Source organism: Sphingopyxis sp. NJF-3, assembly GCF_053514865.1.
On sequence record NZ_CM130726.1, the window covers coordinates 349,728 to 372,413 of the forward strand.

A 22,686-nucleotide genomic window follows, 5' to 3' on the forward strand; every position below is an offset into this window, starting at 1 on the left:
ATTAAGCGCAAATGCTTGCGACACCCTTAAATTTTTTCGACGAACGGAAAATTGCGCCTTGTGATCGCGCGCATTGCAACGCTTGCGCGCATACCGCGTATATTGCCACGGCCGATCTGGGGGGGTAGGGGGCGGATATCCCTCCTGGGCCCCTGTTTTCGGCCATTTGTCTTGCTTGAAATACGATAGATCGGTCTTTTAGTTCATGTTTTGGAAGCGCAAGAGCAAGCCAGCCCAGCCGGCGCGCAGTGGCTTTTCGGTCCCCGCGGGACAGCGCGTTTATGCGATCGGCGACATTCACGGTCGCGACGACCTCTTCGCTGAGATACTCGACCTGATCCGTGCCGACCATGCCGCGCGCGGTCCCGCGCAGATCAGCATCATCCTGCTCGGCGATCTCGTCGATCGTGGCCCGCAATCGGCCGAGGTCATCGAGCGCGCGATGCGGCTGCGCGAGGAATTTCCCGATACCCGGCTACTCATCGGCAATCACGAGGAATGCTTCCTCGCCGCGCTGACGGGCGACGTTCGGCGGTTGCGCTATTTCATGCGGATCGGCGGCGACGCCACGGTCGCGAGCTATTGGAATGATGACGCGGGCCTCGCCGAAGCGAGCTTCGAGGAAGTCGCCGAACGGCTGCCGCGGCTGGTCCCGGCCGAACATGTCGCCTTCCTGGGAATGGGCGAGGATGTCATCGAGATCGGCGATTATGCCTTCGTTCATGCCGGAATCCGGCCGGGCGTGCCGCTCGAACAGCAGGCACTGTCCGACCTGCGCTGGATTCGCGACGATTTCCTCGACAACCTCGCCGACCATGGCAAGATGATCGTCCACGGCCACAGCATCACCGCCGAGCCCGACGAGCAGGCGAACCGGATCGGCGTCGACGTCGGGGCGTTTCGCAGCGGGATCCTGGCGGCGCTCGCGCTCGAGGGCGACCAGCGCTGGTTCCTTTTCGCGCGCGAGAAGCTCGAACGCGCCGCGGCATGATGGTGGCGGGCCGGGGCGGCGGATTTCCAGGCAAATCCAATCTCACCGGCGCTTTGGTGCAGTCCGCCTTATCGCGCTTGTCACCCCCGAAGCGAGCGTCTAAGCCCCCGCCGCGCAACCGAGCGAAGCTGGGCCCCGTGTTACTGAAGACAAGAAAAGACGATCATGAATAGACACGCGGTGGCAACTCCTATCCCGAAATTGTCTTTTGGTTCGGCCTTGTCGACCTCGGCTCCTATACTTTTCCTGATCTTCGTGTTCTTGGTGGGTGGTGGCGCGCGGGGTGATCTGAACTCGCTGCCTCTGCTGCGCGCGGTGGCGGTTCTCACGGCTTTCTGGGCAGCGATGCGATTGACCGCGGACGATTGGCGGCGCATCCGTACCCCCGTCCTGCTGCTCGTCCTGCTGACCTTATGGATGGCGATTCAGCTCGTGCCGCTGCCGCCGGCGATCTGGCACGCGCTTCCGGGGCGGGAAACCATCGTGGCGATCGATGGCCTGCTGGGTCAGCCCGACCTTTGGAGGCCGATTTCGCTGGCGCCGTCGCAGACGTGGAACGGGCTGCTTGCCATGTCGGTCCCCTTCGCCGCGCTCTTTCTGGCGGCACGCCTCGATCCCGAGGAGTATCCGCGATTTATGCTGGCGATCATCGGGGTCGCCGCGGCAAGCGCGCTGCTGGGCTTCTTCCAACTGCTGTCGGGAGCGGGGAGCGCGGCCTATCTGTACCGGATCACCAATTCCGATGCGATGGTCGGCCTGTTCGCGAACCGCAACCATAACGCGGTGTTCCTCGCCTGCGCCACAGTCATCACCGCGATGCTGCTCCGCGACGAACGGATGCGCAACCGGCAGAACCGGTCGATGCAGCTTGCCCTCATCTTCGCCGGGCTGACTTTCACTGCGCTCACCGCGATGATCGGTTCGCGCGCCGGGTTTGTCGCCGGCGTGGTCGCGTTTGCCGTGGGCTATGCGATGGTCGTCGCGGATTGGCACTCGAAGCCTGTGGGCCGGCGCGGCGTCCCGGCCCGCTCTGGCGAGCTGGGAAGCTGGCGCTATCTCGTCTATTCGCCGCCGATTCTGCTCGCGATGTTGCTCGGAACCGCGATCTGGCTCTCGGATCGGACGACCGCGCTCAGCCGGATGGCGGATCAAGGCGTGGGTGACGATATGCGCGTCCAGGCGTGGCCCACCGTGCTCTCGATGATCGAAAAATATTGGGTTGCCGGGAGCGGGATCGGCTCTTTCCCGGACGTCTACAAGATGTTCGAGCCCGACGCTTTGCTCAGCCCTTCCTATTTCAATCACGCCCATAATGACTGGGCGGAAATTCTGCTCTCGGGCGGGCTGCCGATGGCTCTGATCCTGATCGCGGCCATCGTCTGGTTCGCCCGCCGGTTCCTGGCGCTTGGCTTGCGCAATCTCGTCAAGGGTCACCGCGGCGATCTTCGGCTGCCCGTGCTCATCGTGGTTGTTATTCTCGCGGCGGCGAGTTTCGTCGATTATCCGCTTCGTGTGCCCTCGTTGCAGGTCATGGCCATCATGTTGACAACATTGCTCTGTTGCCCGGCGTCGACGCATGCGCGGCGGGATTAAACTTGCGGGCATGCCCCAAGCCTTTATAGCGTCCCTGTCCTCGAAGCATATGGATATCCTATCAGTCTCATGACCCAAATCCGCATCATCTTCGCCCTCGGCGTCATGGCTCTCGCCGGGTGCGTCAAGAATGCACCTCCGGTCGCGAGCGCTCCGAACAGCCCGGTGTCCAAGCTCGCCGAACTGCCGAAGCCCGAGGCCGCTGATGTTGTGCATTCGAGCCGGACGTCGTTCGTCGGACCGTTCACGGAATTGCGCGTCGAGGTGTTCGGTGTCGAAGACATGCAGCGCGATATCATGACCGACGGCGAGGGCAATTTCGCGTTCCCGCTGGTCGGAACCATCGCTGCGGCAGGAAAGACTCCAGACATCATCGCGGCTGAGATCCGCAGCAAGTTGATCGGCCGTTACGTGCGCGACCCCCAGGTCACGGTCAATTTCAAGTCGCCGACGAGCCAACTCGCCATTCAGTCGATGTCGGTGACGGTCGACGGCCAGGTTAACAAGGCGGGGTCCTACCCGGTCGTTGGTCGGATGACGCTGATGCGCGCGGTCGCGCTCGCCGGCGGCACGACCGAATTCGCCAAGCTCGAGGACGTCGTCGTGTTCCGCGATGTCGGCAACAAGAAATATGTCGGCATCTACAATCTCGAGGGCATTCGCCGCGGCAATTACGCCGATCCGGAAATTTTCCCGAACGATATCGTGATCGTCGGCGACTCCCCGCAGCGGCGCATGTTCAAGGATATTCTCCAGACATTCCCGGCCCTGCTGTCGCCGATAATCCTGCTGGCCCGCGAAGTTTAAGTCGAGGACGGATCGCACCATGAATGATTTGGCCACCACGCGCGATTCCCTGTCGTCGCTCGACGGCGTAAACTACCATGCGGCTTATGACGAAGACAGTGGGCTGCCGGTTCTCGAGCGGGTTTTCGCCGCCGTCGTCAATCATCGGAACTGGGTGATCGGCGTAATCGCGGCTTGCCTTCTGCTCGGGCTGCTCGCGACCTTTCTCGCCACGCCGCAATATACGTCGACGGCGCGGATCGAGATCCTACCCGACGCGCCCGTCGCGACGTCGGTGGAAGGCGAGCGCGATAGCGCGCCTGTCAACGAGATCGCCTTCTATAACACGCAATATTCGTTGCTGCAGTCGCGGTCGCTAGCTGACCGTGTCGTACGGGCGGGAAATTTGACAGCGGACAAGGCGTTTACCGCCGCTTTCAAGCTCGATACGCCCGAAGCTGGCATGACGAGCGCGCAGCGCCGCGACATCAGCAAGCGTGCGGCTGGTATCTTGCTAGACCATCTCGAAGTAACGCCTGTTCGCTCATCGAGCCTCGTCGATGTTGGTTTCGCGACGCCATCGCCCCAATTGTCGGCGAAGCTCGCGGATCTATGGGTCACGCAGTTCGTTCAGGCTAGCATCGACCGCCGGTTCGCGGCGACGTCGGACGCCCGCAAATATCTTGAGGCGCGCTTGACCACGCTGCGCCAGAATCTCGAAACCTCCGAACGCGCGCTCATCAACTACACGATGGGCAAGGGCATCGTGACCATTTCATCCGAAACCGACATCAACGGGCAGACGAAGACCCAGACGCTGGTGGGATCGGACATCGAAGCCGTCAGTAAGGCGCTGGCCGAGGCGCGGCAACTGCGCATCGCGGCTGAAGCCGAGCTCTCCAATACGCAAACTGGCGTCGCTCAGGTCAACGCACCTGCGATCGGCAATATGCGGCAAAAGCGGGCCGAGGCGGCCGCCGAGCTTGCCCGCCTGCGCACTATATTCGAAGAGGATTATCCCGCCGTGGTGTCGCTGCGTGCCCAGGTCGACAATCTCGACCGCAGCATCGCCACTGAAACCGCTCGTTCGACGCAGGGTAATCGTGAAGCCTATAATGCCGCGGTCAAGCGCGAGCGCGACCTTGAAGGCGAGCTTGACCGCTTGACCAGCGATTATAACGCTCAGCAGCGTGAATCGATTCAGATGGCGATCCTGCAGCGTGAAGTGGATTCTAACCGCCAACTCTATGACGGGTTGCTGCAGCGTTACAAGGAGATCGGCGCGTCGGGCGTGGGCACGAACAATATAGCCGTCGTCGATCGCGCCAAGGTCGCCGACAAGCCGTCGAGTCCTTCGCTCTTCACCAATTTGCTGTTGGCGTTGCTGGCCGGGACCGCGTTCGCCGCGGCGCTCGTGTTCGTCCTCGAAAAGATGGACAGCTCGGTTCGCGATCCGCAGGACGTCGTGGGCCGCTTCGGTCTCCCGCTGCTCGGCACGATCCCCGAAGTGTTCGATCAGAATGTCGCGGACGCGATCCTCGACAAGAAATCAGCGATTTACGAAGCTTATTTCTCGTTGATGACGAACCTGACCTTTCTCACCGAGCATGGCGCGCCGCGGTCGATCATGCTGACTTCGTCGCGGCCGAAGGAAGGCAAGAGCAACTCGTCGCTCAGCCTCGCCACGGTACTCGCGGCGACGGGCAAGTCGGTGATCCTGATCGACGCCGACGTCCGCAATCCGTCGCTCAACCGCTATCTCGATATGCCGAACAAGCGCGGGCTCAGCCATTATTTGTCGGGGGACGAGGATCTGAACGGCATGATCGCGGATCTGCCCAAGTTCGGCTTCTCGGTCATCACGGCGGGTCAGTTGCCGCCCAACGCGGCGGAACTGCTGGGTAGCGATCGCCTGCCGATGCTGATCGAAACGCTGTTGGCACGCTATGACCATGTGCTGATCGATTCGCCGCCGCTCCTTGGCCTCGCCGATGCGCCGCTGATCGCGCGCCGTGTCGAAGGTGTCCTGTTCACGATTGAGGCCAATGCGACCAAGAACCGAGCGATTTCGACGGCGTTGACGCGCCTGCGCATGTCGGGCGCCAAGCTGTTCGGCGCGATCGTCACCAAGGTCGGTGCGCGCAATCAGGTTTACGGCTACGGCTACGGCTACGGCTACGGCTATAGCTACGGCGACGAGAAAAAGACCTGACGCGGGCGTGCGTCGACTGAGCGTTTGGGACGAACGGTGAAACCATATCGTACAGCGGGATGGCTGGTGGCGGGTGCACTCGCCGTCTGTGTGGGCGTATCGACTTTCGTCACGTCAAACGAGGTGAAGGCCCCCGCGGCAGCTCATGCCGTGGGCTTTCCGCCGACCGGCACCGCGAGCGCCAATTTCGCGATGATGGCTTATGGGATCCGGATCCTCAAGGACCCCCAAGCGATCGCGACCAAGCATGAGATCGACCTCGCGCGCGCCGCCTACCGTGCCGAGCCCTTGTCGTCGACCGCGCTCAGCCTGATTATCCCGACGATGCCCGAAGGCAAGGCGCGGCAATCGCTGCTCGCAAGGGCCGGAGAACTGACGCGGCGCAACTCGTTGCTCAACGAGGAGCAGATCCGGACGGCGGCGCAGCGTGGCGACGACAAGGCCTTTTTCCTCTGGCTGTCGCGTTCGGTGCTGACCAACAATGATGTGCGCGCGGCCTATGTCGGTGCGATGGCTGATGCGACGGCTAAGGAGGCGGCTGTCGCCGCGCTGACCCCCGTGATTGGCCCAGCGCCGAGCTGGTCCGAGACCTATTGGCAGCAGGTTATCCAACGCCCTGCCAGTCTTCTCAATGCGGCTAAGCTGCGCGTGGCGGTTGCGCAGGCGCCGTGGCGGCAAACCGCGATCAGCCGGTCAGATCGCTATTTGTCGATCGCTCTGACGAACCGCGGTCAGTTCGAAGCGGCCCATGCCTTATATGCAGGGCTGGGCCTCGCGCGGAAATCGCGCTCCGAGACCCTGCTGTCGAACGGAGACTTCGAGCAACAGCCGCAACTGCCGCCGTTCGACTGGCAACTGGCCGTATCGGGAACGCTGGGCGCGTCGATCGACGAAAAGGACAAGAGCCTTCTCGTCTCCGCGATCGGCGGCGCGCGCGGCTTTGCGGCGCGTCAGCTCGTTTCGTTGTCGCCGGGGAACTATAGGCTGAGTTGGTCGTTGTCGGCGTCGATGCCGATCGACCCCGCTACCTTGCTGGCGCGTGTTACCTGTGCTGAGCCGGGTGCGAAATCCGCGAAAACCCAGCCCATTTCGCTCGTTGTGGGCAAGCATGCCGTAACGTTCGCCATTCCCGAGAGCGCGTGCCGCTGGCACTGGCTGTCGATCGACGTCGCCCTGCCCGACGATTCCGCGGGCGTTGATGCATATTTCCGCAACATTTCGCTGGCACCGGCGGGCGGAGGCGAGGCGGGTCCACCCCTCGCCGCCAGCGGCGGTACGACCGGCCCTGACTCCAATTGAGGATCTTTTCGTGCAGCGAAAGATATTCGTGACCGGCACCGCCGGTTTCATCGGTTTTCACCTCGCCAGGCTGTTGCTCACCGAAGGTTTCACGGTCGCCGGCTATGACGGCATGACCGACTATTACGACGTGCGGCTAAAAGAGGAGCGGCACCGGCATTTGAGCGAGAATCCTAACTTCACTGCGACCGAGGGCATGCTTGAGGACCAGGCGCTGCTGGATGCGACGATCGACGCGTTCCAGCCCGACGTCATTGTCCACCTCGCCGGCCAGGCGGGGGTTCGCTACAGCCTTGAAGAGCCGCGCGCGTATCTGGACAGCAACGTCATCGGCACCTTCAATGTGATGGAGGCAGCGCGGCGGTTATCGGTGCAGCATCTGCTGATGGCGTCGACCTCGTCCGTCTATGGAGCGAACGAGGACATGCCGTTCACCGAGACCGAAAGAGCAGACACCCAGCTCACCATTTATGCGGCGACGAAGAAGGCCAATGAATCGATGGCGCATGCCTATGCGCATCTGTGGAACCTGCCGACGACGATGTTCCGCTTTTTCACGGTTTATGGCAGCTGGGGACGACCTGACCTTGCTCTCTTCAAGTTCGTCGACGCGATCATCGACGGCAAGCCGATTGATATTTACAATCACGGTGAGATGTACCGCGATTTTACGCATGTCACAGATATAGTGCGCGCGATTCGGCTACTGATCGACTGCCCGCCCATGCGCCCCAAAAGCAAGGACGAAATTGCGGCCGATGACAGTCTGTCGCCGGCGGCGCCCTATCGAATCGTCAATATCGGTAATTCGGAAAAGGTGCGCTTGCTCGACTTCGTCGATGCGATCGAGCGCGAGTTGGGGGTCGAAGCGATCCGCAACTATCTACCGATGCAGAAAGGCGACGTGCCCGCGACTTGGGCTGACTCCTCGTTGATCGAGCGGCTGACCGGCTATCGCCCGCAGACCGCAGTACGCGACGGCATCGCCGAATTCGTTGCCTGGTTTCGCGATTATTACGGGAAATAGGGCGAAGATGACCGCCGGAGCAATATTGCTGATGTTTTGACGAGGCCATATGCTATTTGGCCGCTCACTCAATCGAAGGCGAGACAGGAAGCGCGGAATGGTAGATTATCCGAGACTTCTCCATGTGATGGATAATGTGGATTCCACGCTGGTGCGCTGGGGCGTGAAGCGTGGCGCGTCGTGGGAGGACGCCCGGCGCGCGCGGAAGCTCTACGCGGGCAAACTGCGCCGCGGCCTGCCGCAGTATGAAGGCTATATCGGTCTGACCCCCTTCAGCCCGAGCAGCCGAAACATTGCGCATGATGTCACGAAGGCGATGCCGCTGGCGGGCGAGATCGACGTGTATCAGTCAGAGGATGTGTTTGAGCATCTTCCCTATGAGGTGATGCCTGACGTCCTCAACCATGTTTATAACGTGTTGCGGCCGGGCGGCTTCTTTCGCCTAAGCCTTCCAGACTATCGCGCCGACGTCTATCGCTTGCGGTGCCTTTACGCGGACGACAAGATCGTCTTCGATCCGGGCGGTGGCGGGCGTTATGTCGATGGCAAAGTGATCGAGGGAGGGCATCTGTGGTTTCCCGTTTTCGAAAATCTGGTCGCGCTCATCGAAGCTAGCAAGTTCCAGAATTACGAGATTCTTGAAGGATATAAGCCCGATGGCGGCAGGATCATGAAGTCCGTCGACTATGCACGCGGTTATGTCCAGCGCACCAGTGCTCACGATCCGCGCGTACGGAGCGATCCGCGGCCGCTTTCGCTGATCGTCGATTTCATCAAATAGCGATGATGATGATGGGCGGCGGAACGCGCTCATTGACTCTGCCCGTTTCGCCGCTCCGGCAATCATAGACCGTTGTGACGATGGGCCGCATGCGCGAGGATAGACACTGGCGCCATCCCCGCTGCTAGCGCAGCATGCGGCGAACAAGGCTGCCCTGCTCGAAGAAGAGCAGCGAAATCACGACGGTAAAGAAGCAAACGAGGCAAAGTACCGAGATCGCGCCGAGGCCGCCGAAGCGCGGAATGAGGATCAAGTTCAGTCCGATCGACAGCAGCAGGCCCACCAATTCGATGACCGCCAGCCGCCGTCCCTGATTAGTGCAGATATAGATCTTCGTGGTCAACTGACGGATGAACAGGAAGGGCAACGACAGCGCGCCGATCATCAGCGCGGGGATTGTCGCCTTGTAGGCTGCACCGAAAATCAATTCAAAACCGATGGCGGCGAAACCGACCAGCGCGACGGCGACCAGTGCCGCGATCAGGAACAGCTGTTTCGTCAGCGACAAAATCCTCGCGTGAAAGAGATCCTGGCTTTGGCCCGCCAGCGCAACGAGCGCGGGAAAGGTCGATAGGGTTAATGCATAGGGGATTAATTGGATCGCCTGGATGATCTGCGGAACCAGCGCATAGGTGCCGACTTCATAGGGGCCGCGAAAGAGCCGCATCATCATGATGTCGGTGTTGAAATAGAGAATGGCGAAGATTGTCGCGGCGAACAGATAGCCGCTCTGACGCAACAGTGGCCGAACATCGGCGAGGTCAGGCCGCCAGTGCCATGGTAGAGGCCCTCCCTGACTGCCGACGACAAGGAGTAGCAGCAGCGCTTCGAGCACGAACATCGCTGCATGGATATAGCCCACACTGACGATGTCGAAGCCCGCGAAAACAGCGAGCAGTTTTGCGGTAGTTCCGGTGACATTGGCGGCAATGCGTGACCTAGCGGGTTTGCCGAACTCCGATGTCGCGTTGGTCCACGCCAACAGGGACGAGGTCAGCGGCGCCATGATGACCGGGATCATCAGGATGAACAGCAATTTCTGCTCTTCGGCGGTGACGGCCGGACGATCGTGGAAGAATAGCAGGACGCCCACGATCGCTGGGATGTAGATCGCCGCTTTGAGTGCGACGACCGTACCCAGTAGATGCGCCGCACGATCCGGTGCGTCGACGATCTTCTTGATCAGCAGTCCGTCCAGCCCGAGATGGCCCGTGGCCAGTAAGACCCCGACCACCGACAGCGCGAATGCCCAATGGCCGTAGGGGGTCGGGCCGAGGAAGCGCGTGATCGCGACGATGCAGAGCAGATTGAGAACGCTGCTGAGCACGCGTTCGGAAAATATCCAGAAGGCGCCGGACTGGCCGTGATACAGCTTACTCCAGCAGCCTAAGCGTTTTGCGATCTGCAGCATGACTAGGCCTTCGTTTCGACGAGCCGGGCAATAAAAGATAGCTCATCGAGCTCGAACGCCGCTGTGAAGACGGCCGTCGCCGCGCCGATGTTCCGCTTGAGACGCAGCACATCGCAGCGGTCAAGCCTGCCGTGGGCGTCCGCGCTGATGTCGATGCCGGCACCGCTTTCTTCGAGAGTGCGGAGGTAATGGCGGAGCCGTTTGCCGTAATAGAGGCAGGGAATGCCGGCTTCGAGATATTCGAAGCTCTTCGAGGGGAAGCCGGGGCCGTCGAAATCGCGTGCCAATGAGACCAGCCCGCAATCGCACTCGGCAGCAACCCTGCGCAGGGCAGCACGATCGAGATATCCGAGATGCTCGATCTTCGGATGATCGGCGAGTTTAGTAGGCAGCGGATCACTTGAGGCAACCTTGAGGTGAAAACGCCCGCAGGTCACTTGATCGAGTCTTGCGACTGCGGCCTCAAGGCCGCGCGTAGCATTGATCTGGCCGGCGAAAAGAATCCGCAAGGGGGTGGGGGCATCCTCTATCTCGAATCCGTGATCTATCAATGGCAGGTTCAAGGGATGCCATAGGCCCACGACGCGGGCAGTCGAGAACCGGGGTTCCTCTAGGAAATCCGCAGATGGTACGAGAATGCGCTTGCAAAGTGTCACGACTCTATTCTCGATCCAGTCGAGAATCCGCCGCCGCAAACTTCGATCGTACCGAATGCCGCCGAGCGTCACAGGATAGCTATCCCAGACTATGCCAACGATCGGCTTTTGATGCCAATAGCGCGCCATGAGCGCGTAGACGAAGCTGAGCAGTAGTGGCGTGTGAAGTAGCACGATATCGCATTGCGCCAACTGCTTGCGAAACCGTATGTCGGCTATCCCGCGGGTACGAAACACCTCGTGTGTGATACCCGCGGTGCCAAGTGCCCCGATGATATTGTCCATGATCCGTGCTTCGACGGTAGCTTCGGGCCGGGTCACGACCACGAGGACGCGAAACGGAACCGTCATCGCTTTAATCTTCGGGTGATCGCGGCCTTCAGACCCTGGAGTCCCGCGTGAAGCTGATCGCGCCAGCCGGTGCTTGAAAAATAATCCCTCGGCCGGGCGGCGTCGAGACGGCACAGGTCGACCGTTTCGCCGACGTCGATCTGATATAATCCCGCGAGGTCGCCGGCTGTTGCCATCGTGATATTCATTTCCTGCGGCTTGAAAGCAAAGCCGAAGCTTTGGAGCGGTGCGCGGGGCAAGATACGCGTGGTGAGGAGATGAGCGGGCCCTACGACTTGCTGCCGCGTCCCGTACAGATCGAGGATCAGCGGCTGATCATCGGGCACCCGAAGACTGTCGCGTAACTGCTCACCCTTACGTTCGAAATACAAATCGTAATGAATGAGATCCTCTAACGGGGCGAAGGCGAATTTTTCATTTCCGTGTGACAGACCGACCTGATAGATGGCGGTAACTTGGCGATTGTGTGTGCCGACTTCAGAACAGTTGGTGGTATGCGACCGATAGGGGTAGAGCCATGTCTTCCCGGTTTCGGCCAGATACTTCATGGCGAATTTCTTCCAAGAGCTTTTGGGCCAGCTGTAAATGCGTTCCGGCATGTCGGGCGCATGAAGGAGCATGTCGCCATAGGCTACGTACCATGCCTCAAAATCCGCCCACATCTTGCGGGTCCAGCACTGTCCCCAGCTTTGTGCGCTCTGTAGGCAATAGACGCTAAATCCCGATAGCATCGGCTGGAATGGCAGGTCGGCCATTTCGTTGTGAGAGGGGGCGTAGAGGGAGATGCCAGCGATGCGTTCGTCATTGCTATAATGGTCGATGGCCTGCCTCGTAAAAGCATGAAAATTAGGGCCGACGACGATATCGTCTTCAAGCAGGATGATGGCATCATAATCATGGGCAAGCGCACCGCAGTTCAATATGTGACGGCGGAGACCCAGATTCCGCTGAAACCGGCGGACAGCGAGGCGCCCAAACGGCCAAGAGATGCCTGACGCATAATCGTAAATTGTCTTGGAAACCTCGCCGCCGTCGATCGAGATCATAAGGTCTACTGCGTCACCACCATAGTCGGCGCGCTGGAGGGACGCGAGTAGCCGCTCTAGCGATTTGATCCGGTTGTAGGTCACGACGATAACGCAGATGCGCGCCCGCGCAATCTCCATTCCCGTTTCCACAATATCGAAAGCGTGCAAAATGCTTGGTTCCTGTTTCATCGACACCGGAAAATATCAGTCCATAACATAAAGGAAATTCTGAACCTCTTCCGCGATTTTGGCCCTGTCGAGATCGTCGGGAACGATGAACTTCACCTGCGTTCCGGCTTGTCCCACGACCGACACATAGTCTTCTACGACGTGATAGTGGGGACGGTCGGCATAGTCGTCGAATAGGATGGTTGTTCCAGCTTCGGCTTCGATGAGCGAAGTCAGGAAGCAGGCGACGCGAAAACGCCCGTCGACTAACACGACATCGGGTTTGACCTGGAAGCGCCACGGGGCAGCGATATAATCGGCGAAGCGGTCGCGGTGCGAATAGTCACGTGGCCGGCCCCAGTCGCCGAGGGCCCCGAGATCGACATGGACCAACTGGAGTTGTGGCGGCCGACCCGTTTTGTTCCGCACCGTTTCGATCCACTCGCTGCTCGTGTCGACCGATAGAATCTGTGCGGCGCTGTTACTTGCACACCAGATGGTGGATGCGCCGCAGCCATATTCGCCGTAGACCTTACATGTAGCGAGTGCGTCCCGGAACAATTCATCCTCACCCCGGAAGAGTGCATTGCTGTCGATGCCCTTTATGGCATTGACGATCTGATTCCGTGCCGCACGAATGGCCGATTTGATATCGTTGCTCATAATCTTCCTACATTGTCTCGACCGGTTTTCCCGGAACTGTGGTTCAACGCCTTATTGCTCGTCATGTTGCGCGCGCCTGCGGGTCACTGGGTCGCCATGGGCGCATAATATAGCCAGCGTATCGCGCAGCGCGGATTCGAAGCTCAATTTGCTTGCATAATAGGCCGCACCTGACGTCTCCAGCACCGCTCGCTCATCGTTCCGCATACGCGCGAGCGCGATGAGATTTTGTGTCATTACTGCAACATCGGCGGGCGGCCCGACCCGCGCCGCGCCACTCCGTCGCAGCAGCTGCGCAGCCTCTCCCCCGATTCCTGCGAGCACGGGCTTGCCTATCGAAAGATAATGCTGGAGCTTCGACGGGATCGTGAGATCGAATAGCGGATCATCCTTGAGGTGCAGCGCCAATATGTCGGCGCGCTCGAAGATCCGATCCATGACGGCGCGGGGAACCGGCGCGTAGAGCCGCACTGTGTCGGGGGCGGAGGCCGCGAGGGCAGCAATACTGTCGCGTTCGATCCCCTGCCCGACGATGTGTAGACGCAATGCAGGGACGTCGCGCTGAACGCGGATGGCGGCTTCCACCAGATGCTCGAGCGCTTGCGCCTGGCCAATATTCCCACCATAGACGATATTGAGGCGGTCAGCGAAAGCCACCGCGAATTCGTTCGGAACGTCGGCCTCGCCCTCGGTCCCGGGACGATAATTCGACCAGTTGTAAATGCGCGTCAGCTTGTTGCGCGGAATGCCTCGATTAGCGAGCCGTTCGGCCATGCCGTCGGATTGGCATAGGATATGCGCTGCGCGGTTGTAGACGAAGCGACACAGACGATTGAGGATCGCAACGATCCTTGGGTTGCCCATGCCCGAGACCGCGACCGTATCGGGCCACAGGTCCTGGATATCGATCACGAACGGGACACGGTGGAAGACACCCGCGAGCGCTGCCGCGAGGGCGGGCGTCAGCGGTGGGTGATAGACATACACGATATCATAAGCCCGCATCCGGAGGAGGCAATAGACGAGCGCGCTCGCGAAGAAGCTCAGATAGTTGGCGATGCGGCCGATGGTTGATTTATCGTGGCTCGGCCAAAGCGGCAGCCGATGCACCTGCACGCCATCTATCGTTTCGCGCGCGAAGGGGCGGATGCGATATCCACGGTAAAGCTTGCCGCCGGGATAGTTGGGAAAGCCGGTCACTACCTGAACCTCGTGCCCCGCATCGGCAAGCGCGCGCGCGAAGGCCGCGCCCTTGAACGCCGGTTCGGGTTCGAACCACTGAGTAAGGTAGAGGATACGCACGGCCGTACCGCCTACGGGCGATCAGACGTAATCATGCATGCGGATGCCGTCCCAGCCGTTCGACAGACGCGCGGTCCCGACGATCAGCTTGACGACGCGTTCCGATGTGTTGCCGATGGCATAGTCGGCCGGAACCACGCCCGGCGCTCCCGCTGCCTTGCGCTCGGCGTGCATCGCGACGACCGCGTCGATCCCGGCGAGAATGGCGTTTCGATCTATGCCGGTGACGACGATATTGCCGGTGTCGAGCGCTTCAGGACGTTCGATTGCATCGCGCGGTGTGATCGCAGGAAAATCGAGAATAGCGCTTTCCTCGGCGATCGTGCCGCTGTCCGAAATCGCACAGCGGGCATGCATTTGCAGATGATTATAGTCGTGGAAACCGAAAGGCTTCAGATAACGGACGTGCGGATCGAGCATCACGCTATCCAGTGAGTCGAGCCGCCGGCGCGTGCGCGGGTGGGTTGAGATGATCACCGGCAGGCCGTCACGCTCGGCCAGTGCGTTGAGCGACGCCACGACCTCGATCAGCCGCTCTTTGCTATCGACATTCTCTTCGCGATGCATCGAGACAATGTAATAGCTGCCGGACGCAAGCTCGAGCCGGGCGAGGACGTCCGACGCCTCGATCTGCGGACGGTAATGGTCGAGCACCTCGCGCATCGGCGAGCCGGTGAGATAGATGCGACGATGTGCCATACCTTCGCTAAGCAGGTGTCGCCGCGCATGCTCGGTATAGACGAGATTAAAGTCGCTGATGTGATCAACCATCTTGCGGTTGGTCTCTTCCGGCACGTTGCGGTCGAAGCTGCGGTTCCCAGCCTCCATATGATAGACCGGAATCTTCATTCGCCGTGCCATTAGCGCGGCAATGGCGCTGTTCGTGTCGCCGAGAACGAGCAGAGCATCGGGTCGGTTCTCGCGCAGTTCCTTTTCGGCTTCGATCAATATCCCGCCGAGGACCACGCCCAGCGACGATGTGTCGACTCCAAAGAAGGTATCTGGCTTGCGAAGGCCGAGATCCGAGAAAAATACTTCGTTGAGCTCATAGTCCCAATTCTGCCCAGTATGGACGATCCGATGGTCGGTATAGGCGTCGAGCCGGCTCATCACCCGCGACAGACGAATGATCTCCGGCCGGGTGCCGACGACAGTTGTGACTTTCAATTTCTGCATTGTCAGAGGTTCCCGAGCACCGGATCCTGATAGGTATCAGGATTGGCGCGATCAAAGATGCGGTGCGACCAGAAAAAGGTGATGAGTTCGTCATCGCCGAGATTTTGGATGTGATGGGTATGGAAAGGAATCTGGTCAATCGCGACAGGCTCGTCTCCCGATACGAAGAACTCCCGCACCTCGTCTGTAAGAACCTTGCGGACGCGGATCACCGCTTTTCCGGACACAACGACGAAGCGCTCGACAAGGCTGGCATGGAAATGATCGCCGCGGATCACTTGAGGGTGGGTCGTCGAGAGAAATGCGTGACCCGACCCCCTGGCCTTCGAGGTTTCGAACAGGACGCCACGGCTGTCGGCATTGACCGTCAGGGGGGTGGGGTAGCGTTCCGGATAGGCGGCTGTTCGATAGCTGTTGAAGAGTGCGAGATCGAACGGATCGGCGAGGTTGGGAAAGATGCCCTCGCAATAGTCGGCGTGAAATGCGGTCAGCTTGTCCCAGAGTTCAGCGACAGCGATCCTTCGGCCTTCGGGGCGCAGCGCACCGACGCGGCGCTCGAGCGCCGCTTCTGTCGCCGCGCGCGCCGCTTCGCCTGCATGGAGCAGTTCGACGCGGCCGTCTGCATTGATCGACGGCTTTTCGTCCTTCCATATCTGGTCGATGAAGGTTGCTGTGACATTGTTATAATAGGGGCGCGCCGTTTCGCCGAAGATATGCGGCAGTATGAGATTGCAATAATCGTTGCCGGAGAAAGCAGCGATAATGTCCGCGGCGCCTTTCTTCGACCGGCCATAGATGGTGTCGAATTCGGCATGCGTGCTGTTCGCATAGACAATGAAGGGGTGGTGGCCGCCCGCCTCGCAGAAATCGACCAGACGCTGCGCGATCGCTGGATTAGCGGCGGCGATCTCTTCGTCCGTACCGCGGTTTACGCCAGCCCAATGTAGCACGATGGCGGCATCCTGCAGCGCGCGATGCAGCGCCGCATCGTCGTTGAAACCTGCGTGATCAAGCAACGCCAGCGTCCAAGGTTCAGGAGCGTTGCGATAACGCGCGGCACAATTGTCCGCGTGAAGCCGGGCGGCTGAATGCCAACCAAGCAGTCCTCGCGCGCCTGTGATGACAATCTTCATTGAGCCGTGGTCCGCCAGATTTCCAATTGCTCTTGCACTTCGGGAAGCGACAGGAGCAACTGCTTCACGCCTTTGACGTCCAGTCTTTCCGCATTGTGACTATGGAAATCTTCGAACTTGTCGAGATCCTCGGTCCCTTCCGAGAAATAGGCATTGTAGTTGAGATCACGGCCGTCGAGCTGCAGACGCCAATAATCGCCTAAATCCTCAGCGGTCCCCAGTTCCTGTGAACTCGCGAGCGTTTCGTACAATTTTTCCGAGTGCCGCCAACCAATGACTTTCACCGGATGATCGGGCACGCCGAACAGCTCCTTCAGCGCGATGACCAGATCGGCTATCGTGCTCGCGGGAGCCTTCTTGATGAAGAGGTCGCCCTGGCGTGCATGCGAAAAGGCAAAGCGGACCAATGCCACGCTGTCCCGGAGCGGCATCAAAAAGCGGGTCATTTCGGGTTCGGTAACGGTGATCGGTCGATTCGTCGTGATCTGACGGATGAAGAGCGGGATCACTGAGCCGCGCGAATACATGACGTTGCCATAGCGAACCGAGCTGATCGTCGTACCCGACGAACCAAGCTCGCGCGCCGCCGACTGAGCAAGCTTCTCCATCATTGCTTTGGACATGCCCATCGAATTGATAGGCATCACCGCCTTGTCGGTAGACAGGCAGACGAGGCTCTTCACCTTGGCGTTGACGGCGGAGCGAATGACGTTCTCGCTGCCCAAGATATTCGTTCGCACGGCTTCGAGCGGAAAAAATTCGCAGGACGGAACCTGTTTGAGCGCCGCAGCGTGAAAAATCGCGTCAACCCCAGCCACTGCACGGTCGACACTCGATCGGTCGCGAATATCACCAATAAAGAAGCGCACCCGCGAATCCCCAAGTTCGCTACGCAGATGATCCTGTTTTTCTTCGTCGCGGCTGAGCACGCGAATCTCCGGAATGCCGTCGGCAAGCAGTTCGCGGAGCATGGTTTTGCCGAAACTTCCCGTCCCGCCAGTAATAAGAACGGAATTGATCGTGCCTGCCATAAGAGGGATGTCCTTGGATGAAGATGTCGAAATGATAGCTGAGCGACTAATTCAGAAGATGCTGCTCGCGAACAATGTGTATGGGAAGTCTGCCGTAAATATCCCGCCTCTCCGGCGCGCTCGGCCGGTTGATGCAACGACCGGGAAAGCGCGGCTTCGCTGCCAGGGAGTTGACGGGGAAGGGTAGCATTATCTGTCGCAACTTTGCAGATTAGCATCGAAGGGCTTCGGCGGCAGGGCCATTATCAGAGTCCCCGGAGCGTCTCAAACGCTAATTGGGCCCGAAGGTCGACAGACCAACCGTTTTGATCCGGCATATCGCACCACTCGTCGTCTGGATGAGCCAACCACGCTTGCAGCCCGAGGCGGCTTGCCAGAGATGCTCTGGGTCAGTAGGTGGGCGTCCCAAAATTATCTCCCTGCTCGATCCGACATGATCATCGCCCGCCGGCGGATTGCGAGGCATATGTTTCAAGAATATGGCGTTGATATCGTTTCGGTTCCAAATGCGGATCGCAGCCTATGATGAAGCGCCTGATCGATGTGGTCACGGCCGGCCTGCTGCTGCTGCTGCTGCTGCCTTTTCTGTTGCTACTCGCGGTGCTGATCCATTCTCGTATGGGAAGCCCCGTCCTATTCCGACAGCGACGTCCAGGTCTGCATGGGGCGCCGTTCGAGATGTTGAAGTTTCGCACCATGCGCGACGCCTTCGCCGATGATGGAACGCCGCTCGCGGACGAGGCGCGCCTGACTCGCTTCGGCCGCTTTCTTCGTGCATCCAGTCTTGATGAGCTTCCCGAACTTTGGAATATTTTAAAGGGAGACATGAGCTTCGTCGGCCCGCGGCCGTTGCTGATGGAATATCTGCCCCGTTACAATGCCGAGCAGGCACGACGACATGATGTTCGGCCTGGCCTGACTGGCTGGGCGCAGGTTAATGGCCGCAATGCTCTGAGCTGGGATCAGAAATTCGCGTTGGACGTCTGGTATGTCGACAGGCAGAGTCTCTGGCTGGATATCCGGATTCTATGGATGACCGTGGTCAAGGTACTGCAACGCGATGGCATTAGCGCTGCGGGGGAGGCGACCATGCCGAAGTTTGAAGGAACGCCTGAACGATGACGCGACTCTACGGCGTCTATGGTGCCAGTGGCTGCGGGCGCGGTATCATGCCGCTCCTGCGCACGAGGCTGCGAATGGAGGAGCAGGATGCCCGGCTCGTCTTCATCGACGACGACCCGTGGGCAAGCAGCATTAACGGCCATCCGGTCTGGATGTTCGATCGTTTCACCGGCGAGCCGGCAAAAGAGCGCTTCGCGGTCTTGGCGATCGCCGATTCGGCCATTCGCCAGAAGCTGGATCTTCGATGCCACGAGGCTGGAGTCGGTATTGTAGGCGCAACTGCTGCCAATGTCATCGTGATGGACGACGTTGAAATCGGTCCAGGGGCGCTCCTTTCGCCATTCGTCACGCTAACCTCGAATATCAATATCGGCCGCTGTTTTCACGCCAATCTCTATTCTTATGTCGAGCATGATTGCGCAATCGGCGATTATGTAACCTTCGCCCCCGGGGTGCATTGCAACGGCAATGTGACGATTGGCGATCATGCCTATATTGGATCGGGCGCCATTCTGCGACAGGGCGTTTCGGTTGGCTCAGGCGCGACGGTCGGAATGGGCGCGATCGTCACCAAAGATGTTCCCCCCGGCGTTACCGTTATCGGAAACCCCGCCAGGATACTCGAAAAGAAGTGAGATGTTGAATACCAACTTTTCCCCATGGCCTAGCTTCAGCGACGAGGAAGTCGATGCCGTTGCGGCCGTCTTGCGATCGAACAAAGTCAATTACTGGACAGGCGACGAATGTCGGAGCTTCGAGCGCGAATTCGCCGAATGGGCCGGAACCGAACACGCGATCGCGCTTGCCAATGGCACCGTGGCGCTCGACTTGGCGTTGCACGGCCTGGGGATCGGTAGCGTCAACGGGGGTAGCGCCGATGATGAGGTGATTGTCACCCCGCGGACATTCCTCGCATCCGTCAGTTGCGTGTTCAATGCGGGCGCGGTGCCGGTATTCGCCGATGTCGACCGCGACAGCGGAAACCTCTCGGCTGCGACCATCGCACCGCGCCTTACCGGACGCACCAAGGCGATCATCGTCGTCCACCTCGGAGGCTGGCCCGCCGATATGGATCCGATCATGGAGATGGCGCGCGCGAGAGAGATCAAGGTGATCGAAGACTGCGCCCAAGCGCATGGTGCGCGCTATAGGGGACGCAGTGTTGGCTCAATCGGCGACGTGGGGGCCTGGTCCTTCTGCCAGGACAAGATCATGACGACGGGCGGGGAGGGTGGTATGCTCACCTGCAATGACCGCGATATGTGGTCGCGTATGTGGTCATTCAAGGATCATGGAAAAAGCTGGGAAGCTGTTTACGAGCGTGAGCATCCGCCCGGCTTCCGCTGGCTGCACGAAAGCGTTGGGACCAATTGGCGGATGCTGGAGATGCAGGCTGTGATTGGCCGCATTCAGCTGCGCCGTATGGGGAAGTGGACTGCAGCGCGCACGAGCAACGCGGCTATGCTCCGCGACGCGTTGGCGGACTTCGCGGGCCCGGACGGGATAGTCCGAACGCCTCGACTGGTCGACGACGGGAGCGTCCATGCCGAGTACAAATATTACGCCTATGTTCGTCCCGAGCGGTTGCGCGAGGGATGGGATCGCGACAGGATCATGAATGAGATCAGCGCGCGCGGCGTTCCTTGTTTCCAGGGTAGCTGCTCGGAGGTCTATTTGGAAAAGGCATTCGACGGGACCGATACGCGCCCGGCTCAGCGCCTGCCGGTGGCGCGCGAGATGGGCGAAACGAGCCTGATGTGGCTGGTGCACCCGACCTTGACGCCCGAGCAAATGAAGCTGACGGCCGACGTCAGTCGCGAAGTGCTGGTTGCGGCGAGCGCCTAGAGTGTTTTCAAGTCAGGTGGAATCACCTGACGACTCGGAAAACACGGTAAAACAAGAATCTAGAGCGCCGGTTTTGATTCCATCAAAACCGAACGCACTCTAGTCAGGCGAGACGCTCGCATCGGGGCATACTTAGGCTCGACCGCCCTCCAGCCGCTCAGCCCATTCGACGTCGGGCGCATATTCGGGAACTAGGCGGCTGATGACTTGGACCGCGGTCACGCCGTCGCCGCTGCCGCGGATCGTCGCGTCGAGGCTTTTCAACTCGTGATCGAGTTCCTCCCACGGCCACAATCCTTCGCGCGCGCGCATGATCCGCGAGTGATTGGTCGGCTCGGGGTTGTCGCCGATCAGCAATTCCTCATAGAGCTTCTCGCCGGGGCGAAGCCCCGTTTCCACGACCTCGATGTCGCCGTCGGGATTGTCGGCGTCGCGCACGCTCAGCCCCGACAGGCGGATCATCGAGCGCGCGAGGTCGGCGATCCGCACCGGCTGGCCCATGTCGAGCACGAAGACCTCGCCCCCCTTCGCCATCGCACTCGCCTGGATGACGAGCTGCGAGGCTTCGGGGATGGTCATGAAATAGCGCGTGATCTCACGGTGGGTCAGCGTAACCGGGCCGCCGGCGGCGATCTGCGCTTTGAAGCGCGGCACCACCGATCCGCTCGACCCCAGCACATTGCCGAAGCGGACCATGCTGAACACCGTCTTCACGCCGGGCTGCGCCGCGCGCGCCTGGAGGATCAGTTCGCACACCCGCTTCGAGGCGCCCATGATGTTCGTCGGGCGGACCGCCTTGTCGGTGCTGATCAGGGTGAAATTGGCGACGCCCACCTCTTCGGCGGCTTCGACGCTGTGGAGCGTCCCCATGATATTGTTGCGCAGCCCCGAGATCGGGTTTGCTTCGACCAGCGGCACATGCTTGTAGGCGGCGGCGTGAAACACGGTTTCGGGACGATAGTGCGAATAGACGCGGCGCATCGACGAGCGTTCGGAGACATTCGCCATTTCGGGAACGATGGGCACCGAAATGCCGAGTTCCCGCATCAGTCCTGCGAGTTCCTGTTCGATCGCATAGAGCGCATATTCGGACTGTTCGAGAAGGATCAGGCGTGCCGGCCGACAGGGGATAATCTGGCGGCAAAGTTCGCTGCCGATCGAGCCGCCGGCGCCCGACACCATCACCGTCTTGCCGACGATCGTCTTGCCCATCAGCAACTCATTGGGCGCGACCGCTTCGCGGCCGAGAAGTTCCTCGATCTGGATCTCGCGCAGGTCGCTGACCGTCACCGTGCCCTCGATCACGCTCGTCAGGTTGGGGAGCGAGCGAACATAGACTTCCTCGTCCTGGAGTGTCTCGATGATCTCGCGCCGGCGCGCGCGCGAAGCGCTGGGGATGGCGAGGAGGACTTCGTCGACGTCTGTGTCTTCGAGCAGTTTGTGCAGGCGGTTGGCGCCGAAGACAGGGACGCCGTCGAGCCGCTGGCCATCAAGGCGGAGGTCGTCGTCGACGAAGCCGACGAGATGGACCTGCGGTTCGTGGCGTAGCGACAGCGCGAGCTGCTGTCCCGCGCGTCCAGCGCCATAGACGACGACGCGGCGGGCACTCGCCGACACGACTTTCAGAAGGTCGAGCAGCGCAAAGCGGATGCCCACTCGGCTGGCGGCGAGCAACAGGAGGAAGATCATTGGGTGAAGGACGCACAGCGTGCGTGGCACCGCGGGCAGGCGGAACACCACGCAGACCACGAATAGCGGCAGCGAGAGCAGGCCGCAGGCGATAGCGAGATCGGCGATGGTCCGGGTGCCCGAAAAGCGGATCAGCGAGCGGTAGACACCGGCTTTCCAGGCGATAGGATACCAGAGCAGCAGCGCGAAGACTGCAAAGGTCGCGATCGGAAGCGAAAAGAGCTCCCACACGCCGAGCCGCAGCGAAAAGGCGATCCATACTGCTGCGATGCACAGGAAACCGTCGATCGCCACGGCCATCAACTGCCGCTGGACACGCGGACGGTCCACGATGAAGGACAGTATCTGCTCGCGTATCGCGCGCCACCGGACGTTGTTTTGAACCATCATTTATCGTCTGCCGCTGCTTGTCGGATCCTGTG

19 protein-coding genes are annotated in these 22,686 nt (G+C 60.3%); 10 read left to right on the top strand and 9 right to left on the bottom strand.

What is annotated here, in order from left to right; translation table 11 throughout:
• The first annotated feature begins 205 nt into the window (after positions 1-205).
• From ACOTSS_RS01550 to ACOTSS_RS01580, 7 genes are all read left to right on the top strand, one after another.
• A complete protein-coding gene (locus ACOTSS_RS01550; RefSeq protein WP_448689804.1) occupies positions 206-991 on the top strand; it encodes a metallophosphoesterase family protein in 786 nt (261 codons plus the stop codon).
• 180 nt (positions 992-1,171) lie between these two features.
• Positions 1,172-2,584, top strand: a complete 1,413-nt coding sequence (locus tag ACOTSS_RS01555) for an O-antigen ligase family protein (protein ID WP_448689805.1) — start codon at positions 1,172-1,174, stop codon at positions 2,582-2,584.
• Between the two features lie 69 nt (positions 2,585-2,653).
• A complete protein-coding gene (locus ACOTSS_RS01560; RefSeq protein WP_448689806.1) occupies positions 2,654-3,391 on the top strand; it encodes a polysaccharide biosynthesis/export family protein in 738 nt (245 codons plus the stop codon).
• A 19-nt stretch (positions 3,392-3,410) separates the two neighbouring features.
• Positions 3,411-5,582 carry a GumC family protein gene (locus tag ACOTSS_RS01565; protein ID WP_448689807.1) on the top strand — a complete coding sequence of 724 codons (2,172 nt, stop codon included), beginning with the start codon at positions 3,411-3,413 and terminating at the stop codon, positions 5,580-5,582.
• Positions 5,583-5,648: 66 nt separating this feature from the next.
• The gene (locus ACOTSS_RS01570) at positions 5,649-6,881 is read left to right on the top strand and encodes a hypothetical protein (protein ID WP_448689808.1); all 1,233 of its coding nucleotides are present in this window, start codon (positions 5,649-5,651) and stop codon (positions 6,879-6,881) included.
• A 28-nt stretch (positions 6,882-6,909) separates the two neighbouring features.
• Positions 6,910-7,908, top strand: coding sequence for a GDP-mannose 4,6-dehydratase (locus ACOTSS_RS01575; RefSeq protein WP_448689809.1), 999 nt, complete (start codon positions 6,910-6,912; stop codon positions 7,906-7,908).
• Between the two features lie 97 nt (positions 7,909-8,005).
• Entirely contained in the window at positions 8,006-8,689 is a 684-nt protein-coding gene (locus ACOTSS_RS01580; RefSeq protein ID WP_448689810.1) for a hypothetical protein, read from the top strand.
• Positions 8,690-8,813: 124 nt separating this feature from the next.
• Here ACOTSS_RS01580 and ACOTSS_RS01585 read toward each other — a convergent pair whose 3' ends face one another.
• The 8 genes from ACOTSS_RS01585 to ACOTSS_RS01620 all read right to left on the bottom strand — a co-directional run bounded on the left by ACOTSS_RS01585 (position 8,814) and on the right by ACOTSS_RS01620 (position 17,608).
• Positions 8,814-10,100, bottom strand: coding sequence for a flippase (locus ACOTSS_RS01585; protein ID WP_448689811.1), 1,287 nt, complete (start codon positions 10,098-10,100; stop codon positions 8,814-8,816).
• Positions 10,101-10,102: 2 nt separating this feature from the next.
• On the bottom strand, positions 10,103-11,107 hold the full coding sequence (locus ACOTSS_RS01590; RefSeq protein WP_448689812.1) for a glycosyltransferase: 1,005 nt from the start codon (positions 11,105-11,107) through the stop codon (positions 10,103-10,105).
• Complete coding sequence (locus ACOTSS_RS01595) at positions 11,104-12,324, bottom strand: glycosyltransferase family 2 protein (protein WP_448689813.1); 1,221 nt, start codon at positions 12,322-12,324, stop codon at positions 11,104-11,106. The genes ACOTSS_RS01590 and ACOTSS_RS01595 overlap by 4 nt, the downstream gene beginning before the upstream one ends.
• Before the next feature lie 15 nt (positions 12,325-12,339).
• Entirely contained in the window at positions 12,340-12,966 is a 627-nt protein-coding gene (locus tag ACOTSS_RS01600) for a hypothetical protein (protein ID WP_448689814.1), read from the bottom strand.
• A gap of 51 nt (positions 12,967-13,017) precedes the next feature.
• A complete protein-coding gene (locus tag ACOTSS_RS01605; protein WP_448689815.1) occupies positions 13,018-14,268 on the bottom strand; it encodes a glycosyltransferase family 4 protein in 1,251 nt (416 codons plus the stop codon).
• Between the two features lie 21 nt (positions 14,269-14,289).
• Entirely contained in the window at positions 14,290-15,378 is a 1,089-nt protein-coding gene (locus ACOTSS_RS01610) for a UDP-N-acetyl glucosamine 2-epimerase (RefSeq protein WP_448689816.1), read from the bottom strand.
• 68 nt (positions 15,379-15,446) lie between these two features.
• Positions 15,447-16,577, bottom strand: a complete 1,131-nt coding sequence (locus tag ACOTSS_RS01615) for a polysaccharide biosynthesis C-terminal domain-containing protein (protein WP_448689817.1) — start codon at positions 16,575-16,577, stop codon at positions 15,447-15,449.
• A complete protein-coding gene (locus tag ACOTSS_RS01620; RefSeq protein WP_448689818.1) occupies positions 16,574-17,608 on the bottom strand; it encodes an SDR family NAD(P)-dependent oxidoreductase in 1,035 nt (344 codons plus the stop codon). Before ACOTSS_RS01620 ends, ACOTSS_RS01615 begins: the two co-directional genes overlap by 4 nt.
• Before the next feature lie 525 nt (positions 17,609-18,133).
• Between ACOTSS_RS01620 and ACOTSS_RS01625 the strand changes: the two genes are divergently transcribed.
• Genes ACOTSS_RS01625 through ACOTSS_RS01635 form a run of 3 tightly spaced genes read left to right on the top strand, consistent with a single transcriptional unit; the run spans position 18,134 to position 20,575 of the window.
• Entirely contained in the window at positions 18,134-18,730 is a 597-nt protein-coding gene (locus ACOTSS_RS01625; protein ID WP_448689819.1) for a sugar transferase, read from the top strand.
• Positions 18,727-19,365 carry an acetyltransferase gene (locus ACOTSS_RS01630; protein WP_448689820.1) on the top strand — a complete coding sequence of 213 codons (639 nt, stop codon included), beginning with the start codon at positions 18,727-18,729 and terminating at the stop codon, positions 19,363-19,365. Before ACOTSS_RS01625 ends, ACOTSS_RS01630 begins: the two co-directional genes overlap by 4 nt.
• A gap of 1 nt (position 19,366) precedes the next feature.
• Positions 19,367-20,575 carry a DegT/DnrJ/EryC1/StrS family aminotransferase gene (locus ACOTSS_RS01635; protein WP_448689821.1) on the top strand — a complete coding sequence of 403 codons (1,209 nt, stop codon included), beginning with the start codon at positions 19,367-19,369 and terminating at the stop codon, positions 20,573-20,575.
• 132 nt (positions 20,576-20,707) lie between these two features.
• On the opposite strand, the gene ACOTSS_RS01640 is transcribed toward ACOTSS_RS01635, so the two are convergent.
• Positions 20,708-22,594 carry a polysaccharide biosynthesis protein gene (locus tag ACOTSS_RS01640; protein WP_448689822.1) on the bottom strand — a complete coding sequence of 629 codons (1,887 nt, stop codon included), beginning with the start codon at positions 22,592-22,594 and terminating at the stop codon, positions 20,708-20,710.
• Positions 22,595-22,686: the final 92 nt, after the last annotated feature.